The organism is Mesorhizobium sp. M0518, assembly GCF_040321125.1.
Taxonomy (GTDB): domain Bacteria; phylum Pseudomonadota; class Alphaproteobacteria; order Rhizobiales; family Rhizobiaceae; genus Mesorhizobium.
In genome coordinates, this window is record NZ_JAMYQY010000026.1 from 32,457 (window position 1) to 55,195 (window position 22,739).

Genomic DNA, 22,739 nt, shown 5'->3' on the forward strand with positions numbered 1-22,739 from the left:
GTCTTTCCAGCCATGAAGATACTTCGCAAACTCGCTATTGGAGCCGCAGGGGGCGCTTGCCTTTTGGCGCTCTCCGCAGCCAGCCTCTGGGAACTCGACCGTGCTTTCCCACCCCCGCTTCCAGCCGAACTCACGGTCTCCACCGAAGTCCAGGATCGCGACGGCGAATTGTTGCGCGCCTTCGCCACGCCGGACGGCTACTGGCGGCTCGAAACCCGCCTCGACCAGGTCGACAAGCAGTTCGTCGACATGCTGGTCACCTATGAAGACAAGCGTTTCTGGGACCATGGAGGTGTCGACGTGCTGGCGCTGGCCCGCGCCGCCGGCCAGTTCGCCACCAGCGGCCACATCGTCTCCGGCGGCTCGACGCTTTCGATGCAGCTTGCCCGGGTGATCGAGCCGCGCGAAAGCCGCAGCCTCGGCTCCAAGGTCAGGCAGATGCTGCGCGCCATCCAGATCGAGCGGCGATTGTCGAAACGCGAAATCCTCGAACGCTACCTGACGCTGGCGCCTTATGGCGGCAATCTGGAAGGCGTGCGCGCCGCCTCGCTCGCCTATTTCGGCAAGGAGCCGAAACGGCTCACCGTTTCCGAATCCGCCCTGCTCGTCGCTCTGCCGCAGCTGCCGGAAAAGCGCCGGCCCGACCGCAATTTGAAGATCGCCCACGCCGCCCGCGACCGGGTGCTGACCCGAATGGTCTCCTCCCGCCTGCTCGGCGAGCGCGAGGCCGCACGGGCCGCCCTCGACGATGTCTCGGACCTGCGCCGCACGTTGCCGGCGCTCGCCGCGCACGCCGCCTATGCGATGTTGCCCAAGGCCGTCCCCGGCCAGCCCTTGCAGCTGACGATCCGCAAGAGCGTCCAGGAGGGGCTGGAACAGGTGGCGAGGGACGCGGCCACCAAGCTCGGCCCTCGCCTGTCGGTCGCTATGGTGCTGGCCGACTCCCGCACCGGCGACATCCTTGGCGAAGTCGGCTCGGCCAATTTCTTCGACGCCAGCCGCTCCGGCTGGATCGACATGACAAAGATCGTCCGCTCGCCCGGCTCGACGCTGAAGCCCTTCATCTACGGTCTGGCCTTCGAACAGGGCCTGGTGGCGCAGGAAACGCTGATCGACGACAGCCCCGTCGATTTCTCCGGCTACCGACCGAAGAATTTCGATATGGGCTACCAGGGCGATGTCAGCATCCGGCAAGCGCTGCAATTGTCGCTCAATGTGCCGGCGATCCGCGTGCTCGACGCGGTCGGGCCAACGCGGCTGATGGCGCGCTTCCGCCAGGCCGGCGTCAGCCCCATACTGCCGGTCAACGAAGCCCCGGGCCTGGCCATCGGTCTTGGCGGCGTCGGGGTGACATTGCGCGACCTCGTCCAGCTCTACACAGGGCTCGCCAATGGCGGCAAGACGCACACGCTGCATGATGGCACCGAGCCTGCCAATGCCGAGCGCACCAGCGCCACCATCCTCGACGGTCAGGCCAACTGGCAGATCATCGACATATTGTCGGGCGTCAAGCCGCCCGAGGGTGCCTTGCAGCGCGGCATCGCCTACAAGACCGGCACGTCCTACGGATACCGCGACGCCTGGTCGGTCGGCTTCGACGGCCGCTATGTGCTGGGCGTCTGGGTCGGCCGCCCCGATGCCGGCGCGGTGCCCGGCCTTTCCGGCTATGTCTCGGCCGCTCCCATCCTGTTCGAGGGTTTTGTCCGCTCGGGCATCGCCACCGTCCCCTTGCCGGGCAAACCGCCCGGCATGTTCAGCCCCAGGCGCGAGGACCTCCCGGTGACGCTCGCCCGCTTCGGCGCCGGGTCGGACGGACTGGTGCAGGCGACAGTGACCGAACCCGCACCGACCATCATCTTCCCGCCCGACGGCGCCCGCGTCGATCTCGGCACCAGCTCTGCCGACGCCTCCCCGCTTGTGCTGAAGCTGCAAGGCGGCCGCGCGCCGTTCCGCTGGCTGGCCAACGGCAAGCCGCTCACTGGCATCGACCGTCGCCGCACCGCGACCTGGCAGCCCGACGGCGCCGGCTATTCGACACTGACCGTCATCGACGCCGCGGGGCGTGCGGCGAGTGTGAAGGTGTTTGTCGAATAGATCGCGCCAAGCGATTCATGGAATTGGCTTTCCACAGGCTCAGCGGATAGCAGGATACTCACCCCATGCCTGTTCCGAGGCACCCCCCCTCTGGCCTGCCGGCCATCTCCCCCGCAAGGAGGGAGATCGGATGTCCTTTCCGCTTTCGCCAACTGTCAAAGACAATACGCAACGGCAAAGCTGCCAATCTCCCCCCTTGCGGGGGAGATGCCCGGCAGGGCAGAGGGGGGTGCCTCGCGCCATCTTCTATCGTCAGCAGCCTCAGCACTGGCAGCAACAATCCTTATCGCGGCAGTCACCCTCCCCGCTTTCGCCGATGCCCTGCCCGCCGGCTTTGTCCGGCTCGCCGATGTCGACCCTTCGATTCGCCAGGACATCCGCTACGCCGGATCGGACAATTTCCTGCACCGCAAGGTGAACGGCTATGACGCGCCGGCCTGCATCCTCACCGAGCAGGCGGCCCAGGCACTCGGCCGTGTGCAGAAGGCGATCGTCGCCAAAAGCCTGACGCTGGTCGTGTTCGATTGCTATCGCCCTGCCCGCGCCGTCGCCGACATGGGCGAATGGACGCGCGAGGGCGGGCCGCCCGATCCGCAATGGTATTCGAGGGTCAGGCGCAGCGACCTGATCGCCAACGGCTATGTTGGAGAGCTGTCGACCCATTCACGAGGCTCGACCGTCGACGTCGCCATCGCCCGGACGGACCGCAGGTCCAGCCCCAACCCGGCCTGTGGCGCGGTTGATGCCGACACGCTCGATTTCGGCACCGGCTTCGACTGCTTTGATCCGATGAGCGAAACCGCCCACCGCGGCCTTGCCAGTGAAGCGGCGGCAAACCGCAAGATGCTTGTCGACGCCATGCGCGCTAGCGGCTTCAAGAACTATGCAAGGGAATGGTGGCACTTCACGCTTAAAAGCGAACCGTTCGCCAGACAGCGTTTCGACTTTCCCATCATCGCCGATTGATGCACCGGACCAAATTCCACACCTTGCCTCGGCACCGCCCCTTGCTAGATAGGCTGAGTGGCCGGGCCATGGATTCTTCCTTTGGCCGCAAGAGGAAAATATTTCTTCTAACGGCGAAATGGCGTCGAACATTTTCTCAAGAGGGGCAAAAAAGGCAACATTGAATGCATCTAATTTCTACCAATTCGGTAGATTTGGCACGGGTTCAACGGAGGCAGAAATGACCAAACCTCATTTCAGGAAACTGCTCGGCGCACTGGTCGCCACATCTGTCCAGTTCGGCACGCTCGGTTTCGCGTTTGCCGATACCACCATTCTCAACGTGTCCTACGATCCGACACGCGAGCTCTACAAGGCCTATGACGAAGCTTTCGTCGCGCATTGGAAGGCCGAGACCGGAGAGACGGTGACCGTCCAGCAGTCGCATGGCGGATCGGGCGCCCAGGCCCGCGCCGTGATCGATGGCCTCGACGCCGATGTGGTGACGCTGGCACTTGAAGGCGACATCAATGCCATCGTCTCGAAGGCGAAGAAGATCAATCCGGACTGGCGCACCAAATTCGAAAACAATTCAGCGCCTTACACCTCGACCATCATCTTCCTCGTTCGCAAGGGCAATCCCAAAGGCATTCACGACTGGAGCGACCTCGTCAAGGACGGTGTCCAGGTGATTACGCCTAATCCGAAAACGTCCGGCGGCGCGCGCTGGAACTATCTCGCCGCCTGGGCCTACGCTAACGCCAATGACGGCGGCGACGAGGCCAAGACCAAGGAGTTTGTCGGCAAGCTCTACGCCAATGCCCCGGTGCTCGACACCGGCGCGCGCGGCTCGACCGTGACCTTCGCGCAAAAGGGTCTTGGCGATGTGCTTATCGCCTGGGAAAACGAGGCCTATCTGGCGCTCGACGAGTTCGGTGCCGACAATTTCGACATCGTCTACCCGCCGACCTCCATCCTGGCGGAACCGCCGGTGGCGGTGGTCGACGCCAATGTCGATGCCAAGGGCACGCGCAAGGTCGCCGAAGCCTATCTGAGCTGGCTCTATTCCAAAGAAGCACAGACGATCATCGCCAAGAACCATTATCGTCCTGCCAAGCCCGATCTGGTGCCGGCCGAGGACCTCGCCAAGCTGCCGCCGATCAAGCTCGTAACCATCGACGATCCACAGTTTGGTGGCTGGAAAAAAGCACAGCCTTATCATTTCGGCGATGGTGGTATATTCGACCAGATCTACAAGCCCCAGTAAGCAGTCGATATTCAGGACGACATGACCACAGCACCCGCCCAGGCGGGGTGGCGATTCAGGCAGCCGAGCGTCATTCCGGGTTTCGGATTGACGCTCGGCTTCTCGCTTGCCTACCTCACCCTCATCATCCTCATCCCGCTATCCGGGCTGCTCTGGCGCTCGGCCGCCCTTGGCTGGCCTGAATTCTGGGCGATCGCCACCGATCGCCGCACCATCAATGCGCTGAGAATCAGCTTCGGCACCGCCTTCGTCGCAGCTGCGGTCAACGTCGTCTTCGGCACGCTGGTCGCATGGGTGCTGGTGCGCTACCGCTTCCCCGGCCGCCGCATCGTCGATGCCATGGTCGACCTGCCCTTCGCCCTGCCGACGGCTGTGGCCGGCATCGCGCTGACCACGCTCTACGCGCCGAACGGCTGGATCGGCAAATTGCTGATGCCGCTCGGCATCAAGGTAGCCTATACGCCGCTCGGTATCGTCATCGCGCTGATCTTCATCGGCCTGCCCTTCGTCGTGCGCACCGTGCAGCCGATCATGGAGGAGATCGACAAGGAAGTGGAGGAAGCCGCCGCCACGCTTGGCGCCAATCGCTTCCAGATCATCACCCGCATCCTGTTTCCGGGCCTGGCGCCGGCCATCGTCACCGGCTTCGCGCTCGCCTTCGCGCGCGGCGTCGGCGAATATGGCTCGGTTATCTTCATCGCCGGCAACTTGCCCTACAAATCCGAGATCGCACCCCTGCTGATCGTCATTCGGTTGGAGGAATACAATTATCCGGCAGCGACCGCGATCGCGGCGATCATGCTCGCTCTGTCGTTCATCATGCTTTTGGTCGTCAATCTCGCACAGTCATGGAGCCGCAAGCGCTATGGCTGACCCGGAGATCAAATCCTACGAACCGCATCATGAAAGCCAGTCGGCGGCGGTCACGGAAAGCCGCCCTGCGCGCCTGGCTCTGATGGCCGTCGCCTTCGCCTTCCTCGGCATTTTCCTGCTCTTGCCGCTGATCATCGTCTTCAACGAAGCCTTCGCCAAGGGCATCGGTGCCTACACCGAAGCGCTCGGCAGTGCCGACACGCGCTCGGCGATCCGGCTGACGCTGCTGGTGGCGGCGATCTCGGTGCCGCTCAACATCGTCTTCGGCATCTCCGCCGCCTGGGCGATCGCCAAGTTCGAGTTCAAGGGCAAGGCCTTCCTGACCACGCTGATCGACCTCCCCTTCTCGGTCTCGCCGGTCATATCGGGCCTCGTTTATGTGCTTCTGTTCGGCGCCCAGGGGCTGCTCGGCACCTGGCTGAAAGCGCATGGCATCGTCATCCTGTTTGCCGTGCCGGGCATCGTGCTGGCCACAATCTTCGTCACCTTCCCCTTCGTCGCCCGCGAGTTGATCCCGCTGATGCAGGAACAAGGCAATGGCGACGAGGAGGCAGCGCTTTCGCTCGGCGCCAATGGCTGGCAGACCTTCTGGTACGTGACCTTGCCCAACGTCAAATGGGGGCTGCTCTACGGCGTGCTCCTGTGCAATGCGCGTGCCATGGGCGAGTTCGGCGCGGTATCGGTGGTGTCGGGTCACATACGCGGCCTGACCAACACCATGCCGCTGCATGTCGAAATCCTCTACAACGAGTACAACGCCGTCGGTGCCTTCGCCGTCGCTTCATTGCTTGCGGGCCTGGCGCTCGTCACGCTGGTCTTGAAAACACTTCTCGAGATGCGCTACGGCGCCGAGATCGCCGCGACGCGCGGACACTGACAGAGGGATTTGCATGGAAGTTCGCGTTGCCAACGTACGCAAGGAGTTTGACCGGTTTCCGGCTCTCCACGACGTGTCGCTCGACATCAAGTCGGGCGAACTGATCGCGTTGCTCGGGCCGTCCGGTTCCGGCAAGACGACGCTGCTCAGGCTGATTGCCGGGCTGGAGCGGCCGACACGGGGAAAGATATTCTTCGGCGACGAGGACGCCTCGCACAAGTCGATCCAGGAGCGCAATGTCGGCTTTGTCTTCCAGCACTATGCGCTGTTCCGGCATATGACGGTGGCGGACAATATCGGCTTCGGCCTGAAGGTCCGGCACGGACCGTCGCGCCCGCCGGCGCAGGAGATCCGCCGTCGCGCCTCCGAGCTTCTGGACCTCGTCCAGCTTTCAGGGCTCGAAAAGCGCTATCCGGCGCAGCTCTCCGGCGGCCAGAGGCAGCGCGTGGCGCTGGCGCGCGCCATGGCGATCGAGCCCAAGGTGCTGCTGCTCGACGAGCCGTTCGGCGCGCTTGACGCGCAGGTGCGCCGGGAATTGCGCCGCTGGCTGCGCGAAATCCATGACGCCACCGGCCACACCACCGTCTTCGTCACCCACGACCAGGAAGAGGCGCTGGAGCTTGCCGACCGCGTCGTGGTGATGAGCCAGGGCCGCATCGAGCAGGTCGGCACCGCCGACGATATCTACGACACGCCGAACTCGCCCTTCGTCTACGGCTTCATCGGTGAATCGAGTTCGCTTCCCGTCAAGGTCGAGAATGGCGAGATCTGGCTCGCCGATCGTCCGATCGGGATTGCCGCGCCCAACGAGCCCTCGGGCGATGCGACGCTCTATTTCCGCCCGCATGATGTCGAACTGCTGGACGGCTGCAGCGGCTGCATCGCCGGCACGGTCGCCGCCAGCCGCCGCGTCGCCGGCACGCGCCGGGTCGAGCTTGAGATCGGCGGAGAGCGCCAGCGGGTCGAAATCGAACTGCCGGTCGATCACCCCGCGGCCCAAAAAAGCCGGGTGGCGTTCCGCCCCGGACGCTGGAAGCTTTTTCCGGCGGCTTGATCCTCTGGTCGAGGGCTACGCCAGCCAGTTCTCGACCTTCAGGCCTTTGATCCGGTTGAACTCGCCCGTGTTGGCGGTCACCAGCGTGGCGCCCAATGCACAGGCATGAGCGGCAATAAAAAGATCGTTGTGGCCAATGGTCTGGCCTGCCGCTTCAAGCTCGGCGCGAAGTCCGCCATACTCGGCATCCACCGGCACATCGAGCGGCAAGACAGGAATCTCGGCCAGCAAGTCTTCAACCTTCTTGAGCAGCTTGGCCGATCCCTTCCTGGCGCAGCCATATCGCAATTCCGAGGCGACCACGATGCTGGTGCAAACCGCGTCATCTCCCTCGCGCGACATTGCCCTCGCGGCCTTGCCAGCCGGGTTTCGGATCATGTCGCTGATGATGTTCGTATCCAGCATGAACCGCATCTAGAAAATGTCCTCGGATTTGACTGGCGTGTCGTCGATCTCGGGGAAGTCGTCTTCAGGATCGAGCGGCGGCTCTTTCGCCCACTGGGCGAGCAACGCGGTGAGGCCAGGTTTGCGAACCGGCTCGATGACAAGACGATCGCCTTCCCGGCTGATCAGGACTTTTTCGCCGGGAAGCTCGAACTCGACAGGAATGCGCACCGCCTGGCTGCGGTTGTTGCGAAACAGCTTCGCCTCCTTGGGCGGCGTTGTTGAATGACGGTTCTGGGGCATGTTGCAGCTCTTTTGTATATGCCATTTGTATATGCCAAACTTCGCCACGGTGCAAGGCCCGGGAAAACTCGGCACAGGAGACATCGCCTGCCATCGCACCCCGGAACGTTTCGGTCTGATGGCGGTCGGCTTAATTCATGCTTCGAGCGACACGACTATCCTTTCGTCACGCCTTTCAGCGACAGCACCAAGGTCATTGGGTTTTTCGGCGAAGCCGCAAAACCGTAGTGTTCGTAAAAGGCTTTCGCCTCATCCGATATGGCATGAACAAATATCCCGCGAATCCCGAGGATCGTCGCGGCGCGACCTGCCCGTAAAACGGCGTCTTGCAGCAGCGCGGCACCCAGCCCCTTGCCTTGCCAGCCCGCGTCGACGGCAAGACGCCCGAGCACGACCATCGGAATGGGATCAGGCATGTTGCGACGAATGGCGCCGGGTGCCTGCGCGAGATCAAGCCCGCCCGAAGAGAGGCAGGAATAACCAACAACGCGCGCGTCTTCCGCCACCACATAGGTACGCGACGCGCCGCTGACCTGGTTGGCTCGCGCCCTCAGGCGAAGCCATTGGTCGAGACTTTCCGTCCCGCTTCGAAAAAGGTCGAGATCGTGGTTTTCGGCCAGAGGCGCGGGCGCCGATAGTATCATCCCTGCCACGGCCTGGGCACGTTCATAAGGCGTGCAAAACCTTCACCGCTTGGCGTCTCATCGAGGATGTCGAGATAGTGCCGATAGCTCTCGGGATCCACCTTGATCAGTGCCTGGTCGAGCAGCGTGTCCTCGGCCGCACGATATGCAGCATCGATCATAAAGTCGGAACGGGTCTTCCCGCGTATTTTCGCAGCACGGTCGATCAATATGCGCACATCCTCTCGGATGCGCAGATTGACAGGCTTGGCGTGGGTCTCGGGTGTGGTCTTTGTCATGGCAGCGCTCCTTGTCGCTCCCGTAGCACACCTGCATACACAATGTGTATCTTTTTTCGGAACAGTCAAACGAATTGGAACGATCGGCGTCCACCGAGGCGAAGTCGCACTTGAAAGAAAAAACTACGAACCTTCTATTTCGGGGATAGGTTTTCTAGAAGCGATGCATTGATCCTCGGACCCATGCCTCGTCGCACACCACGCACCCCGGCTATGGTCCGACCATAAACACATTGCATCGGAGCCTGTTTTCATGAAGCGATTTTTCCTCGGGCTTGCCACCGTCGCCGGCCTGTTCCTCGCATCCTCCCCGGCCTGGTCGGCTGACAAACTGCTCAACGCATCCTATGATGTCGGCCGCGAACTGTTCGTGCAGGTCAACAAGGCTTTCATCGCTCAGCATCCGGGCGTCACCGTCGACCAGTCGCATGCCGGCACTTCGGCGCAGGCGCGCGCCATCGCCGAGGGCCTTGGCGCCGATGTCGTTACCTTCAACCAGGTCACCGACATCGACTTCCTGGTCAAGAAGGACCTCGTGTCGGCAGACTGGCAGAAGAACTTTCCCGACAACGCCTCGCCCTTCTATTCGCTGCCGTCCTTCCTGGTACGCGCCGGCAACCCCAAGCATATCAAGGACTGGAACGATCTCGTGCGCGACGACGTGCAGGTGATCTTCCCCAATCCGAAAACCTCCGGCAATGCGCGCTACACCTATCTGGCGGCCACCGCCTACGCCAAGGAGGCCTTCAAGGGCGACGACGCCAAGGTGAAGGAGTTCATCACCAAGCTGTTCAACAACGTGCCGATTTTCGACACCGGCGGCCGCGCCGCGACCACCACCTTCGTGCAGCGCGAGATCGGTGATGTGCTGATCACCTTCGAGTCGGAGACGCGCGGTATTCGCAAGGAGTATGGCGACGGCAAGTTCGAGCAGGTCACGCCTTCGGTCAGCCTGCTGGCCGAATTCCCCGTCGCGATCGTCGACAAGGTTGCCGACGAGCACGGCACGCGCGATCTGGCCAAGACCTATCTCGACTTCCTCTACACGCCGGAGGGCCAGGACATCGCCGCCCGCAACGGCCTCAGAGCCCGCGACGCCGCTGTGGCGGCAAAATACAAGGCCGATTTCCCCGATATCCGGCTGCTGACGGTGGAAGACGTCTTCGGCGGCTGGGACAAAGTACAGAAAGAGCATTTCGCCGCTGGCGGCCTGCTCGACCAGACCTACGGCAGCCGCTGAAGGCCGCGATATCTGCGGAGTAGACGGAAAAGCCGGCGCCCTGCCGGCTTTTTTCGTTTTTGAACGCCGAAAACCTGGTTATCAGCAGAATATCCGCCTTCTCAGTGCAAAACGTTACAAAGAATCAACGCGTTTATGCCTAACGTGCAATTTGGTGGCTGTTTGCGAAACATCATCGCAGGGCGAAGACGTCATTATTTGCACACAAACAGCCGGCAGATGCGAGTGGTTGGGGCTTTTATGGGTTGATCTGGGCATGCTGACAAAAAAAGGCAAATACGGCCTCAAGGCCCTCGTGCATCTGTCTGGCCTGCCGGCCGGCCAATTGGCCTTCGTCAATGACATCGCTGTGGCCAACAATATCCCGAAGAAATTCCTCGATGCCATCCTGGGCGAGTTGCGCAATGCCGGCTTCGTCCAGAGCCGCAAAGGCAAGGAAGGCGGCTACCGCCTTGCCCGGTTGGCTTCCGAAATCAAGATCGGCCATGTCGTGCGCGTGCTTGACGGGCCGCTGGCGCCGATCCCTTGCGCCAGCCGCACGCAGTATCAGCGCTGCGAGGATTGCGACGAGGCGACCTGCCAGGTCCGCCACATGATGCTGGAGGTGCGGCAGGCTATCGCCGAGGTGCTGGACAATCGCAGCCTCGCCGCCATGCGCGATGCGGACAATGACGATTTTCCGGTCGAGCTGACGTCGCAGATCTAAACCACCGACTGCAAGCTGACCGCGCTCAGACAGACATGAGATTCTTCCATTGAAGAGGGAGTTCTCCAAATCCCGGGTTGCGAAGACCTGAAATCACAGGAGAACCCCATACAGTTTGGCCTACCCGTTCAAATTGGACGCAGCCTCGAATACATCGCGTGCGGACGTCGTACCCGCCACGTGCTCCGTACCCGCCACACCGAGGTCCATCCATCCCGCATTCACGGCCTCGTACATTTCTTCGGCAGGTCCGCTGTGGCCCTTCGGGATGCCGAATTGCTCGAGCGCCTCCGCCCACCCCGCACGCGGGATTGCAAAGGCTTTCACGTCGAGATTCAGGACTTCGCCCAATTGCTCGGCGACGTCGTCCGCGCTGACCATCGAACCAAGCTCGACGATGCGCTGCCCTGACCACATTGGCCCGGTCAAAAGCGTTGCGAATTCCGCGCCGATGTCGTTCGTCGCGACCATTGTCGATTTCCGGTTTGTCGGATTGTAGAAAGCCGGCAGCGTTCCGCCCTGCGCGACCTGCAACCCGAAAAGAAAATTCTCGAAGAATCCGCCTGCGCGCACAAAAGCAACTGGCGATGTCAGGTCGCGAAAACCTTGCTCCAGAAGCGACAAGGCCGCGATTACCCCGTGCCCGCTGGTTCTGTTCGCCCCCATAGACGAAAGCGCAACCACTCGCGGCGGCGCTGTCTTGGTGAGCGCCTCGACATAGCTTGCAATCACGCCCTTTGCTTCCTTGTAATCGGGCGAAGGCGCCCAGACAGGGGGCAGCATGACGAACGCGCCTTCGACGCCTTCGAGCGCTCGCTCGATGGCTGCCGAATCGTTCCAATCGCCGTCAACGAGCTCCACGCCCCGGTTCGCCCAGCTCAACGCCTTCTCGCGGTCGCGAACCAGCGCGCGCACCTTCTTGCCTTGCGCTAGCAAATGCCTTGCCGTCGCGCCGCCCACGTTTCCCGTGATTCCCATTACTAAGAACATGTGTTTTCTCCTGATGTTTAGGGACAGAGCTGCCCCTGTTGGTTCAATGGATGAGCGGCAGAATGGCCCGGATACGGGGATCGCGCAGATAGAGGCCGCCCCAGGTCATCGCGCCCAGAAGCAGGGAAATGATTTCCGGCGGCGACCCCAACTCACCGATGCGGAGATGGGCGCAGATGGCACCTCCCAGAAAGCCAGCCACCAGGATCGCGCCGAGGACGGCGGTGACCGGGATGGCATAGAGGATGGCGCAGGCGAGTATGATCGGACCCACGACACCGGTCAGGTCCATCGCGAACCCGGTTTCCTGCAACATGCTCGCGATCCGTGCCGGCGCGAAAAGCTGAACAGTGCCGTCTGCCATCAAAGCGATAACGACAAACGCGCTCATTATCCGGCCGGCCCACAGGGCGCGATGCAAGGTCATAGTTTCAGGTGTCTGATGCAGGTTCACGGTTTCCGACACTTGTCATTCTCCATTGGGAAGATCCCATGTTCCAAGCTTACTGTGCCCCCAAGACGTGATAAACACCGAGGAAATGAACCGACTGTTCTCTTTTCGGGAAACAATACCGGGGCACGAAAATGCAAAATCTCGAACCCATCCTCATTTTCATAACGGTAGCGGAAATGGGGAGCTTCACCCGCGCAGCCGACAGCCTGGGCATCCAAAAGGGGAGAGCCTCAACGGCGGTCCGGAAGCTGGAAGAAGATCTCGGTGTCAGGCTCCTGCACCGGACGACGCGCAGCGTGCGGTTGACGGAAGACGGACGCGCATTTCATGCCCGTGCCCGCGATCTGCTTGCTGAAGTCGATGATCTGCACTCGATGTTCGCCGGCGATCGCGTGGCACTTCGCGGGCGTTTGCGGGTCGACCTTCCAACCGAAGTGGCGCGCACAACGATCGTGCCGGCCTTGCCGGATTTCATGGCGGCGCACCCCGAGTTGGAGCTGGAGGTGTCGAGTACGGATCGGCAAGTCGATCTGGTTCAAGAGGGGTTCGATTGTGTATTGCGGCTTGGACCCATTCGGGACGAGACGCTGATTGCCCGCCCACTGGGCCTGTTGCGCATGGCCAACGCTGCCAGCCCCGCCTATCTGGCGCGCCATGGCGTCCCTCGGTCGCTGGAAGATCTCCGGCGTCAGGAACATAGGACAATTCACTTTTCGACGGTGCTGGGCGCGAGACCCTATGGATGGGAATATCCGGACGGCGACAGCTACGCGACGCTTCAGTTGCCAGGTGGGCTACACGTCAACAGCGCGCAGACCTACGAAGCCGCCGCCCTCGCCGGCCTTGGTGTGATTCAGGCGCCACTCTTGGGCATTGGCCGATACTTGGAGAGTGGAGCGCTTGTCGAGATCATACCCGATTTTCGTCGCCGGGCGCTCGCCGTGTCCCTCGTCGTTGCGCATCGGAGCAATCTGTCGCGCCGAGTCCGCGCATTCATGAAATGGATCGAAGATGTGCTGACGCCATATATGGAATAGCGACACGAATATCTTCGTCCGACCCTCGAAATCAACATTTCTGAAGTTGTGTCTGCCGATCGGCGGTCCGGCGTCGCGGGCGCCGGCTCAAGCACGGACATGAGTACCGGGCCGTGCTCAGCCCCGCGCTGGCGCCGGAGGCGTCTGTCACCCCGGCAACGGACACCGCCAGGGATGGCGCCAAGAACATGGCCGTGCAGGCTCACTACATCCTGCTCAAGCGTGACCGCCTGCTGGAGGCGCTGAGGCTCTACCCCGAGCAGATGCTGACGTGGTCCCGCCGGCAGCGGCTGACCGAGGCCCAGGACAGCACCGGCATCGGCACTGACGATGAAAGTTCATGACCGGCGTATCAGTCGGACCGCGGCAGCGACGAGCTCACCGACCGGGCGCGTCGCATCGAGCGTCAGGGCCCGCTCCTCCACTGCCGGCGGCTCGAGGATGGCGAACTGGCTGTCGACCAGGCTTGCCGGCATGAAATGGCCCTTGCGGTTGCCGACACGCTGCCTGGCCGTGGCAGGGTCGATCTCCAGATAGAGGAAGACGATTTCCGGGCAGAAGCCGCTCAACCGGTCGCGGTAGCTGCGCTTCAGTGCCGAGCAGGCGGCAACCACGCCCTGTCGGCCGCCCACCGACTCCGCGATGCGCTCGCCGATCGCGTTGAGCCAGCCTTCGCGCAGTTGATCGGTAAGGGGTTCGCCGCTTGCCATGCGTGCGACGTTTTCCGGCGGGTGCAGCCTGTCGCCCTCGATAAAGGTAACGCGCAGCGCGGCCGCCAGCGCAATACCGACGGCCGACTTGCCGCAGCCGGCGACGCCCATCACCACGATGGCCGGAGACACCGAGCCGGGAGCGCCCGCTGGCGCCTGTGCTGCCTTTTCATCCACTGTCAGCGGCTTGCCGGCGCGCGGCCGTAGAGCAGCAGCATGGCGACGATGACGACACCATAGATGATCTGCCGCCCCGCCTCCGGCATCTGCATGACCGACAGGATGGATTGCAGCAGCGTGATCAGGATGACACCGGCGACAGTGCCGAGATAAGAGCCGCGTCCGCCCAGGATCGAGGTGCCGCCAAGCACCACCGCGGCGATCGACGGCAGCAGATAAGCGTCGCCCATCGACTGCGCCGCCTTGGAGGCATAGCCCGCCAGAAGCACGCCGCCGAAAGCCGAGAGCCCGCCGGAGACGGCGAAGGCGATCATCACCACGCGCCGCGTATCGATGCCGGAGAGATAGGCCGCGCGCTCGCGGTTGCCGATGCCGTAGACGGTGCGGCCGAAGCTGGTACGGGTCAGCACGAACACCATCGCGGCCCCGATCAGCGCCCAGATGATGACCGCGTTGGGCACGCCAGGAATGGCGAAGCCGGTCGCCAGGTAGCGCATCGCGCCCGTCGCCGAATCCTGCGGCGAGAAGCCGCCGGTGTAGACCACCATCAGCCCTTGCGCGACGGCGTTGGTGGCCAATGTGATGATCATCGAGGGGATGCGCAGATAGGCGACGCCGATGCCGTTGACGACGCCGATCAGCATGCCGCAGAAAATACCGAACGGAATGGCCAGCGCCACGCCGACCGGGCCGTAGGCCGCCGCAGCGCAGGCCATCATGGCGCCCGCCGCCACCGCCCACGGCACCGACAGGTCGATCTGACCGAGCAGGATGACCAGCATCATCCCGGTGGCGATGACGCCGAGGAATGAAGCCACCTTGAGCTGCTGCAGAAGATATTCAGGCGACAGGAAGCTTCTGGAATAGAGGCTGCCCAGGAACAGCAAGAGAACGATGCAGGCAAAGGCCGTCAGCACCGCCGGATCGGCACGGCGGATGAATCTGGGCACGCGGCCGGCAATGCCGCCAAGCGTCGTTTCGCTCACAGGAACCACTCCAGCCGGTTGCGGACCCGAAACAGGGCGAAGGCGCCGAGGCTGACGGCGACCAGCAGGATAACGCCCTGGAACAGCGGCTGCCAGAGCGGATCGAAATCGAAGACGAACAACAGGTCGCCGATGGTGCGGAAGGCCAGTGCGCCGAAGATGGCGCCGATGGCGCTGCCCTTGCCGCCGAACAGCGAAACGCCGCCGAGCACCACCGCGGCGATCGAAAACAGCGTGTAGGAGTTGCCGCTGGCATAGGCCGCTTCACCCGTATAGGTGAAGAAGGTCAGGAACAGTCCGCCGATCGCCGCCAGCAGGCCGGCCAGCGTGTAGGCGGCGAACTTGCCGCGCCGGATCGGCACGCCGGACATGTAGGCCGCCGTCTCCGACGACCCCGCCGCATAAGCCGCGCGGCCGAGCACCGAGCGGCTGAACGGCACCCAGATCACCAGCACGACGGCCAGCAGGACGACCAGGCTCGCCGGCACCACGCCGAACGCACGGCCGGTCAGCGCGTCGGCCAGATCCTCATTGACCGAGCCGCCCGGAAATGGCCGCAGCAACAGGCCGATGCCGTAATAGACGGCGCCTGTGGCAATGGTGGCGACGATCGGCTGCAGCCGGCCATAGATGACGATGGCGCCGTTGATCGCGCCGCACAGCAGCCCTACCGCCAGCACGGCGATGACACCGAGCGTCGTCTGCATCGGCGTGCCGACCACCAGCCAGGAGGCGAGGCAGTTGGTGAGCAGGAAGATCATGCCGACGGACAAGTCGATGCCCGCGGTGATCACCACCAGCGTCTGCGCCATGGCGACGAAGGCGAGCAGCACACCCTTGTTCGACGCCGTCTGCACGACATTGGCGGTGAAGCCCGCCGGATGGTTCGAGGTGTAGATGACGAACATGACGATGAAGATGCCGAACGCCAGCAGCGTTCCGCGCTGCTCGGCCAGCCAATAGCGCCAATCTTTCACGCGCTTGCTCCCAGGCCCACTGGGCTCTCCTCGCCATGGATGTTGAGCGCGCTTGATATCAGCGCCCGCTCGGTGATCTCGGCACCGACCAACTCGCGCTTGACCGCCCCGTCATAGAGCACCAGCACGCGATCGCAGCAGCCGATCAGTTCGTCATAGTCGGTCGAGTAGAACAGGATCGCCGCACCCGCGTCGGCCAGTTTGCGCATCAGCTGGTACAGTTCCTGCTTGGTGCCGACGTCGATGCCGCGCGTCGGATCGTTGAGCAGGATGATGCGCGGCTGGCGCATCAGCCATTTGGCGATGACCACTTTCTGCTGGTTGCCGCCCGAAAGCGCGCCGACCGGAATGTCGAGGCCCGCCGTCTTGATCGCCAAGAGGCCGACCATGTCGTCGATCAGCCGCTGCTCGGCGGCGCGATCGATGATGCCGGCCTTCGACAGCCGGTCGAGCGCCGCGAACGACAGGTTCTCGCGCACCGTCATCGGCAGCATCAGCCCTTCGGTCTTGCGGTCCTCGGGAATGAGCGCCATGCCGATGCCGTCGTCGCGCGCAACGGATGGACTGGTGATCGAGACAGACTTGCCGTCGATCAGGATCTGGCCGCTGAGGCCCCGCAGCACGCCGAAGAAGGCGAGCAGCAATTCGCGCTGGCCCTGGCCGTCGAGGCCGCCAAGGCCGACCACCTCACCTGCCCTGACGGTCAGCGAGATATCGTGCAGCCGGTCGGCCCATGAGAGCTTGCGGGCCTCGAGCCTGGGGGCCGCGGTGGCAGGCACGGCCGCCGGCTTGGGCGGAAAGATATGGCTGTATTCGCGGCCGATCATCAGTTCGACCACCTCATTGTCGCTCTTCGAGCCGGCTGCATAGCTGGCGACATTGCGGCCGTTGCGGAACACCGTGCACTGATCCGCCAGTTCGGCGATCTCGTTCATGCGGTGCGAGATGTAAAGCAGCGCCAGCCCTTCCGAGCGCAGCCGCTTGAGCACCGCGAAGATCTTCGAGACATCCGCGGCGGTCAGCGCGGAGGTGGCTTCGTCGAGGATGAGGATGCGCGGCTTGCGTGCCAATGCCTTGGCGATCTCGACCATCTGGCGGCGCGACAATGGCAGGTCCTTGACCAGCGCCAGCGGGTGGATGTCGGCGGCGCCGGCGCGAGCAAGTGCTTCTTCGGCGATGCGGCGCTGCGCCTTGCGGTCGATCATGCCGAAGCGTTTGGGCGGATCGGAAATGACGATGTTGTCGGCCACGCTGAGCTCAGGGACCAGCGACAGTTCCTGGAAGATGCAGACGATGCCGGCCTTGTTGGCGGCCCCCGGAGAAGCGAAGGTCGCCTCGCGCCCGTCCAGCGTCATGCGGCCCTCATCGGGCGCCACGACACCTGCCATAACCTTGATCAGCGTCGATTTGCCGGCGCCGTTTTCACCGAGAATGGCGTGGATGCTGCCGGCTTCGACGACAAGCTCGGCCTTCTCCAGCGCCCGTACGCCGCCATAGCGCTTGGATATGCCTTCCATACGAAAGAGCGGAGCCGCACCGTCCATCGGCCCTCCCAGGGCGATTGTGGGATTGAGACAAGCGCCGCGGCTCAAGCCGCGGCGCCAGGTGACAGCCAGCGATGATTTACTGGTTTTCCTTGGTCTGACCCATGATTTCCTGGGCGCTGAAATTGATGCCGCAGGTCGGGAAGGAATTGCCGACGAAGAAATTATCGGATTCCTTGGGGAAATAATCCGTGCCTTCCTTCAAGTTCGGGTCTTCGGCGATCGCCAGCGGCAGCTTCACCTCTTGTGGCACAACCTCGCCTTCGAGTGCGGCGATCGCGGTCTTGATGGCGACGGCGACCTGAGCCGGACCCGAGCCTGCGGACGAGCACTTCAGCCCGTCGGCCGAATGCGCGGCGCAGAACTTGCGGAAGCCGTTCTCGGTCTCGCCGCCAAACGGCACGAACGGATGCTTGGCGTCGATCATCGCCTGCACGATGCCGGTGTCGCCGCCCTGCCCGGTGATGCCGTCGAACGGACCGTTGGTGGCGATCGCATCCGCGGTCACTTTCTGTGCCACGCCGTCATCCCATTTGCCGGCGACTTCGGTCACGTCCCACTTCTTGCCGGACGCGTCGAAGACCTCGTGGATGCCGTTGTGACGATCGGTGTCGACCGAGGTGCCGGCGACGCCGCGCACTTCCAGGATCTTGCCGCCGTTCGGAATCTTGGCGACCAGCCACTTGGCCCACAATTCGCCAAGGCCCTTCTGATCGACATTGACGTTGATGGCGTCCTTGGTGTCGAGGATGTTGTCGAAGGCGACCAGCACGATGCCGGCTTCCTTGGCGCGCTTGATGACCGGACCGAAGGCCGTCGGGTTCTGGGCGTCGGTGACGATGGCGTCATAGCCGGAATCGATGAAATTGTTGATCGCCGAGATCTGTGCCGGCACGTCCTCGCCCGTCGAGACGACCTTGAATTCCTTGATCTTGGCTTTGACTTCAGGTTGTGCGGCGTAGGCCTTGGCCGTCTGCACCATCTGGATGCGCCAGGTATTGGCGATATAGCCATTGGCAAAGGCGATGCGGAACGGCCCTTCCTTCTTGGGATATTTGAAGAATTTGATCTCCGCGCTCCACGGCGCGAAACAGTCCGCCTGAGCGGCGGGACCCGACACGATTTCGGGTCCGGCGGCCATGGCGGCCGAATTGAGCATGACGAATGCAGTGGCGGCAACGACGCCACCAACAAGTGACTTGATCATCGATAATCCTCCCGATTGCAGTTCAGATTGTTCGTTTCGCAACGCGAATTTTCGCGCGATGGACCGGCACCTCCCGCCTCGCCATGCGCGTCCTTGGCCGCCCGTGGTGGCCGACCCGGTTCCTCCCTTGTCGCCCCCAGCGGTACGAAAACTATCATATTATCCATAATAAACAAGTATTAGTTGTCGCTTATGTATAATAAACAGGTACGCCCTGTCGTTTATGCACCTGCCTGCGGGAAATGGTAGCGCTACCAAATTGGCGTGTAAACCGGCATTTGCACAGTCGCTCCTGTGCGTTTCAACGCGCCGTGCTCTCGCGGCGCTTGAGCTCGAAACCGAGGTCGACGATCCGTTGCTCCGGTCTGTTGCCGGCGATCGCCGCAAGCGCCATGGCAACGGCACGCCGGCCGATCTCATAACGATGGGTGCGGATGCTGGTGACCGAAGGAAACGCCACCTGCATCATGTCGAGATCGTTGAACCCGACGATGCCGATCGTCTTCGGTACCGCGATCGAGGCGCGATGGCATTCGAACAAGACGCCGAGCGCGATATCGTCATTGTTGCAGAAGACACCGTCGAGTGTCGGCACCTTGGCCAGCGCATCGCGGAACATCTCGCGGCCGAGCGAGACGCTGGACAGCACCGGCGTAGTGGTGACGAGGCGCGGGTCGAACAGGCCCGCGGCCTCCATCGCCGCGCGATAGCCGGCAAGGCGCCGCTGCGAACGCGGATCCATGCGCGCGCCGATGAAGCCGATGCGGCGATAGCCCGCCTCGATCAGATGCTCGCTCGCCGCCCTGCCGCCATCCAGATGCGAGAAGCCGACCATCATGTCGACCGGATCGGGACCCGTTTCCATGACCTGCACCACAGGGCAGCCGGCACTTTCCAGCAGCTTTCGCGAAGCCGGTGTCTGATCGATGCCGGCGACGATCAACGCTGCCGGCCGTTGCGAACCGAACACCTGCAGCAGCCGCTCTTCCTCGAGGCCGGAATAGTGGGTGTTGCCAAGCTGGATGCGGAAGGGGCTGGCCGACAGGCTGTCATAGATGCCGCGCACCACCTCGGCGAAGACGTTGTTGGTAAGCGACGGCACCAGCACGCCGAACACCTCCGCGCGCGCCGAGGCCAGGGCCCGGGCATTCGGGTCCGGCACATAGCCCAGTTCGTCGACGGCGGCCTGGATCTGGCGGCGCAGCTCTTCGGACACACGCTCCGGCTCGCGCAGGGCGCGCGACACGGTGATCGCACCAACGCCGGCCTTGCGCGCGACATCCGCGATGGTAGGGCGGCCGCCGCCCCGGCGCGAGCGCGGCTTGGTCAAGGGCGCACTCCTGGCGACGGGCTTGTGCAGCCAAGCGCCTTTAGAACCATATTCAGGGTCTTTGCCACCGTCGTCATGCCAAATCGGCCTGTTGCCGCACCCATCCGCCTTCCGGCGTCGCGCAGCCTTGGGTGGTTGTCAAGCCGCGCAGCTCCCGGACCATTGGGCAGGGTGAGCTCAGGCCATCACGGCTGTGCTGCGCCGTGCCTTCCACAACAGCAGCCCGATCGCCAGTATGTTCAGCAAATTCCAGGCGATGCCGTTGAGGAACGCAGCCGCATAGGAGCCGGTCAAATCGTAGATCCAGCCCGACATCCAGCCGCCGATCGCCATGCCGAAGATCGTCGCCATCAAGACGATGCCGATACGCTGGCCAGCCTCTTTGGCCGGCATGTAGTCGCGCACGATGATCGCGTAGCAAGGCACGATACCGCCCTGCGACAGGCCGAACACCAGCGACACCACATAGAGCGAGGCAAGCCCGTCGAATGGGATGTAGAACAGCAGCGACAGGCATTGCAGCACCGAGCCGATCATCAGTGTCCACACCGCGCCGATGCGGTCGGCGAGAAAGCCCGATGCCAGCCGACTGACGACGCCGCCTGCCATCATGATCGACAGCATGTCGGCGCCATGTGCGACGCCGTAGCCAAGGTCCATGCAATAGGCGACGATATGCACTTGCGGCATCGACATCGCCACGCAGCAGCCGAGGCCGGCGACGACCAGCAGCACCTGCAACGCCGCCGGCGACAGCGGCATCGACTGCACCGGCCGGCTTCCGGGCGAACCGGCGGCAGCCGCAACTGGGGCACCGCGCCGCAGCATCAGCACCAGCGGCACCATAGTCACCAGACAGAAGATGCCGATGGCGGCATAAGTGAAGCGCCAGCCTTCCGCCTTTATCAGCGTCGGCATGATGGTCGGCCAGATCGCTCCGGCGAGGTAGTTTCCGGCGGCCGCCGCGGTCACCGCGACACCGCGCCGGCGGTTGAACCAGTGCGAGATATCGGCGATCAGCGGCCCGAAGATCACCGACGTGCCGATACCGATCAGCACTCCTTGGGCAAGCGTGAATTGCAGGATCGAGGTCGACAGCGCCGCGAGAAGCAGGCCGGCGGAAAGCGCAATCGAAGAGAGCAGCGCCGGGATCCAGTATCCCATCCGGTCGATGGCGCGGCCGACCAGCACGTTGCCGGCGGCAAAGCCGACCATGGTCGCAGTATAAGGCATGGACGCCGCTGCGCGGTCGACGCCGAACTCGGCCTGCACCGCGGGCAGCACGACGACGACTGCCCACATTCCGACGGCGCCGATCGTCGCCAGCAGCATCGAGATGGCAAGCCGCATCCAGGCATAGGAGCTGTCGATGCCGGGGCCGGGCTGGATGCTGTCGGTTCGGGTCAAGGCGTTTCCTGTCGGCGGTCTCGGAGATCGGCTGCCGTTTGCGCCACTATCGGCGCATTCTCGGGTCGCAGCAGCGCCACAGCTGGCAAATCCGTGGCTCCAGAGCCAGGGCGGAACCGATGCCGATGTGCGGAGTTTCCTGGCAGCCTACCCTGCAGAGGAGTCCTGCGATGACCGCCACCAGGAAAAAATGGTCGGCCGAGGTGACCGAGCACAGCGACGCGATGGATCTTGAGGATCACGTCTTCGAATCCGACGACGCCAGGAAGATCGCCGCCTCGCTCAAGCGATCCGCCGAACACAGCCACCGGCGCAAGGCCGAGCCGTTCCAGTCGGCCATGTCGATGCTGAACTTCTACATCAACCGCGCCGGCAAGAACTTGCCTGCCGCGCGCAAAAAAGTGCTTGAGGACGCCAAGGATGAACTGCGCAGCGCCTTCGGACGTGACAAGGATGATTAGCGGCGGCCGGCCCTACCGGGCGCGGATGACGCCGTCTGTGTTGGCGAGCAGTTTGCGCACTGCATTGCGCGCCGCGTCGGGGCGCTGCAGGCGGATGTTCTTCTCGATTGCCTCGTGCAGCTTCTGCGCGTGGTTGAGATCGTCGATCTCCCGCGTCGTATAGGCAAAGAGGTGATCGAAGGCGGATTCGATCAGTACGCCGAGCGGCACCAACAGGTCGTTGCCCGAAGCCCGCAGGATGGCAAGATGGAAGCGCGTGTCGGCGCGGGTCCGCTCCTGCAGGCTCGTCGCCTCTCCCATCTCCCGGCAGGCCAGGCTGATCTCGGCCATCTGCTCGTCGGTTCTTCGCATGGCGGCAAACGCGGTCGCTTCCGGCTCGATGATGTGGCGGAATTCCTGCACCGTCTTGAGGAACACTTCGCGATCCGGCGACGTCGCGTACCAGGCAAGCACATCGCGATCGAGCAGGTTCCAGCGTTCCTTCGGCTCGACCCAGCTGCCGATCTTGGGACGTGAGGCCAAAAGGCTCTTGGCCATCAGCATCTTGATCGCCTCGCGCACCGCCGAGCGGCTGACGCTGAAGGTCTCCGACCATTTCGCTTCATTGGGCAGGATGGTACCAGGCGGATAGTCGCCGCGCACGATCCTGAGGCCAATTTCGCTGGCCAGCGAGGCGTGGACGCTGGAGCCAGGAATACGGGCGGCGTCCGCCCGGCGAACGCCGCCCGGACGGTCCCCGGAGGCCGCTTTCCCCAACGATTTTTCCTTGTTCGGCTTCGCGTCCCGCATGG

25 protein-coding genes are annotated in these 22,739 nt (G+C 63.3%); 11 read left to right on the plus strand and 14 right to left on the minus strand.

All coding sequences use genetic code 11. The features are described 5' to 3' along the window. The first annotated feature begins 12 nt into the window (after window positions 1–12). From pbpC to NKI66_RS28185, 6 genes are all read left to right on the plus strand, one after another. Window positions 13–2,094, plus strand: a complete 2,082-nt coding sequence (gene pbpC / locus NKI66_RS28160; protein WP_352753697.1) for a penicillin-binding protein 1C — start codon at window positions 13–15, stop codon at window positions 2,092–2,094. A 207-nt stretch (window positions 2,095–2,301) separates the two neighbouring features. Further along, on the plus strand, window positions 2,302–3,060 hold the full coding sequence (locus NKI66_RS28165; protein ID WP_352753699.1) for a M15 family metallopeptidase: 759 nt from the start codon (window positions 2,302–2,304) through the stop codon (window positions 3,058–3,060). A 220-nt stretch (window positions 3,061–3,280) separates the two neighbouring features. Continuing rightward, window positions 3,281–4,306 carry a sulfate ABC transporter substrate-binding protein gene (locus NKI66_RS28170; protein WP_127271865.1) on the plus strand — a complete coding sequence of 342 codons (1,026 nt, stop codon included), beginning with the start codon at window positions 3,281–3,283 and terminating at the stop codon, window positions 4,304–4,306. Window positions 4,307–4,327: 21 nt separating this feature from the next. Beyond that, window positions 4,328–5,179, plus strand: coding sequence for a sulfate ABC transporter permease subunit CysT (cysT, locus tag NKI66_RS28175; protein WP_013530875.1), 852 nt, complete (start codon window positions 4,328–4,330; stop codon window positions 5,177–5,179). Continuing rightward, entirely contained in the window at window positions 5,172–6,056 is an 885-nt protein-coding gene (gene cysW, locus NKI66_RS28180) for a sulfate ABC transporter permease subunit CysW (protein ID WP_127270916.1), read from the plus strand. The genes cysT and cysW overlap by 8 nt, the downstream gene beginning before the upstream one ends. A 13-nt stretch (window positions 6,057–6,069) precedes the next feature. Further along, window positions 6,070–7,110: a sulfate/molybdate ABC transporter ATP-binding protein gene (locus NKI66_RS28185; RefSeq protein WP_023813221.1), complete on the plus strand. Its 1,041-nt coding sequence runs from the start codon at window positions 6,070–6,072 to the stop codon at window positions 7,108–7,110. A gap of 15 nt (window positions 7,111–7,125) precedes the next feature. On the opposite strand, the gene NKI66_RS28190 is transcribed toward NKI66_RS28185, so the two are convergent. The 4 genes from NKI66_RS28190 to NKI66_RS28205 form a co-directional block, all read right to left on the minus strand. Continuing rightward, window positions 7,126–7,524, minus strand: coding sequence for a type II toxin-antitoxin system VapC family toxin (locus NKI66_RS28190; protein WP_023813222.1), 399 nt, complete (start codon window positions 7,522–7,524; stop codon window positions 7,126–7,128). Then, entirely contained in the window at window positions 7,525–7,797 is a 273-nt protein-coding gene (locus tag NKI66_RS28195) for an AbrB/MazE/SpoVT family DNA-binding domain-containing protein (RefSeq protein WP_023813223.1), read from the minus strand. Window positions 7,798–7,952: 155 nt separating this feature from the next. Then, window positions 7,953–8,438 (minus strand): GNAT family N-acetyltransferase, encoded by a 486-nt coding sequence (locus NKI66_RS28200; protein WP_128303536.1) that lies wholly within the window; start codon window positions 8,436–8,438, stop codon window positions 7,953–7,955. Further along, complete coding sequence (locus NKI66_RS28205; RefSeq protein WP_023813225.1) at window positions 8,438–8,719, minus strand: type II toxin-antitoxin system TacA family antitoxin; 282 nt, start codon at window positions 8,717–8,719, stop codon at window positions 8,438–8,440. Before NKI66_RS28205 ends, NKI66_RS28200 begins: the two co-directional genes overlap by 1 nt. A gap of 253 nt (window positions 8,720–8,972) precedes the next feature. Here NKI66_RS28205 and NKI66_RS28210 point away from each other — a divergent pair, with 253 nt between their 5' ends. Together NKI66_RS28210 and NKI66_RS28215 are read left to right on the plus strand one after the other, a co-directional pair. Beyond that, window positions 8,973–9,959, plus strand: a complete 987-nt coding sequence (locus tag NKI66_RS28210) for a sulfate ABC transporter substrate-binding protein (protein ID WP_023813226.1) — start codon at window positions 8,973–8,975, stop codon at window positions 9,957–9,959. Window positions 9,960–10,215: 256 nt separating this feature from the next. Then, on the plus strand, window positions 10,216–10,665 hold the full coding sequence (locus NKI66_RS28215) for an RrF2 family transcriptional regulator (RefSeq protein WP_023813227.1): 450 nt from the start codon (window positions 10,216–10,218) through the stop codon (window positions 10,663–10,665). A gap of 120 nt (window positions 10,666–10,785) precedes the next feature. On the opposite strand, the gene NKI66_RS28220 is transcribed toward NKI66_RS28215, so the two are convergent. After that, the gene (locus NKI66_RS28220; protein ID WP_023813228.1) at window positions 10,786–11,655 is read right to left on the minus strand and encodes an NmrA family NAD(P)-binding protein; all 870 of its coding nucleotides are present in this window, start codon (window positions 11,653–11,655) and stop codon (window positions 10,786–10,788) included. Between the two features lie 43 nt (window positions 11,656–11,698). Continuing rightward, window positions 11,699–12,121 (minus strand): DoxX family protein, encoded by a 423-nt coding sequence (locus NKI66_RS28225; protein WP_352753701.1) that lies wholly within the window; start codon window positions 12,119–12,121, stop codon window positions 11,699–11,701. Between the two features lie 119 nt (window positions 12,122–12,240). On the opposite strand from NKI66_RS28225, the gene NKI66_RS28230 reads away from it, so the two are divergent. Further along, a complete protein-coding gene (locus tag NKI66_RS28230) occupies window positions 12,241–13,146 on the plus strand; it encodes a LysR family transcriptional regulator (protein ID WP_023813230.1) in 906 nt (301 codons plus the stop codon). A gap of 113 nt (window positions 13,147–13,259) precedes the next feature. Beyond that, window positions 13,260–13,490 carry a hypothetical protein gene (locus NKI66_RS28235; protein ID WP_023813231.1) on the plus strand — a complete coding sequence of 77 codons (231 nt, stop codon included), beginning with the start codon at window positions 13,260–13,262 and terminating at the stop codon, window positions 13,488–13,490. Here NKI66_RS28235 and NKI66_RS28240 read toward each other — a convergent pair. The 7 genes from NKI66_RS28240 to NKI66_RS28270 all read right to left on the minus strand — a co-directional run bounded on the left by NKI66_RS28240 (window position 13,485) and on the right by NKI66_RS28270 (window position 21,487). Next, window positions 13,485–14,033 carry a gluconokinase gene (locus NKI66_RS28240; RefSeq protein WP_023813232.1) on the minus strand — a complete coding sequence of 183 codons (549 nt, stop codon included), beginning with the start codon at window positions 14,031–14,033 and terminating at the stop codon, window positions 13,485–13,487. The two genes, NKI66_RS28235 and NKI66_RS28240, sit on opposite strands and share 6 nt — an antisense overlap. Window positions 14,034–14,035: 2 nt before the next feature. Continuing rightward, entirely contained in the window at window positions 14,036–15,022 is a 987-nt protein-coding gene (locus tag NKI66_RS28245; RefSeq protein ID WP_023813233.1) for an ABC transporter permease, read from the minus strand. Beyond that, a complete protein-coding gene (locus NKI66_RS28250; protein WP_023813234.1) occupies window positions 15,019–15,999 on the minus strand; it encodes an ABC transporter permease in 981 nt (326 codons plus the stop codon). Before NKI66_RS28250 ends, NKI66_RS28245 begins: the two co-directional genes overlap by 4 nt. Further along, a complete protein-coding gene (locus NKI66_RS28255; RefSeq protein ID WP_023813235.1) occupies window positions 15,996–17,543 on the minus strand; it encodes a sugar ABC transporter ATP-binding protein in 1,548 nt (515 codons plus the stop codon). Before NKI66_RS28255 ends, NKI66_RS28250 begins: the two co-directional genes overlap by 4 nt. A gap of 79 nt (window positions 17,544–17,622) precedes the next feature. Next, the gene (locus tag NKI66_RS28260) at window positions 17,623–18,750 is read right to left on the minus strand and encodes a sugar ABC transporter substrate-binding protein (RefSeq protein WP_352753703.1); all 1,128 of its coding nucleotides are present in this window, start codon (window positions 18,748–18,750) and stop codon (window positions 17,623–17,625) included. 301 nt (window positions 18,751–19,051) lie between these two features. Beyond that, window positions 19,052–20,080 (minus strand): HTH-type transcriptional regulator GntR, encoded by a 1,029-nt coding sequence (gene gntR, locus NKI66_RS28265; protein ID WP_023813237.1) that lies wholly within the window; start codon window positions 20,078–20,080, stop codon window positions 19,052–19,054. A gap of 177 nt (window positions 20,081–20,257) precedes the next feature. Further along, complete coding sequence (locus tag NKI66_RS28270) at window positions 20,258–21,487, minus strand: MFS transporter (protein WP_023813238.1); 1,230 nt, start codon at window positions 21,485–21,487, stop codon at window positions 20,258–20,260. Between the two features lie 170 nt (window positions 21,488–21,657). On the opposite strand from NKI66_RS28270, the gene NKI66_RS28275 reads away from it, so the two are divergent. Next, window positions 21,658–21,948, plus strand: a complete 291-nt coding sequence (locus NKI66_RS28275; RefSeq protein ID WP_031213606.1) for a DUF3175 domain-containing protein — start codon at window positions 21,658–21,660, stop codon at window positions 21,946–21,948. Window positions 21,949–21,960: 12 nt separating this feature from the next. Here the strand turns inward: NKI66_RS28275 and NKI66_RS28280 are convergent, their stop codons facing one another. Beyond that, window positions 21,961–22,737: a FadR/GntR family transcriptional regulator gene (locus NKI66_RS28280; protein WP_023813240.1), complete on the minus strand. Its 777-nt coding sequence runs from the start codon at window positions 22,735–22,737 to the stop codon at window positions 21,961–21,963. Window positions 22,738–22,739 lie beyond the last annotated feature (2 nt).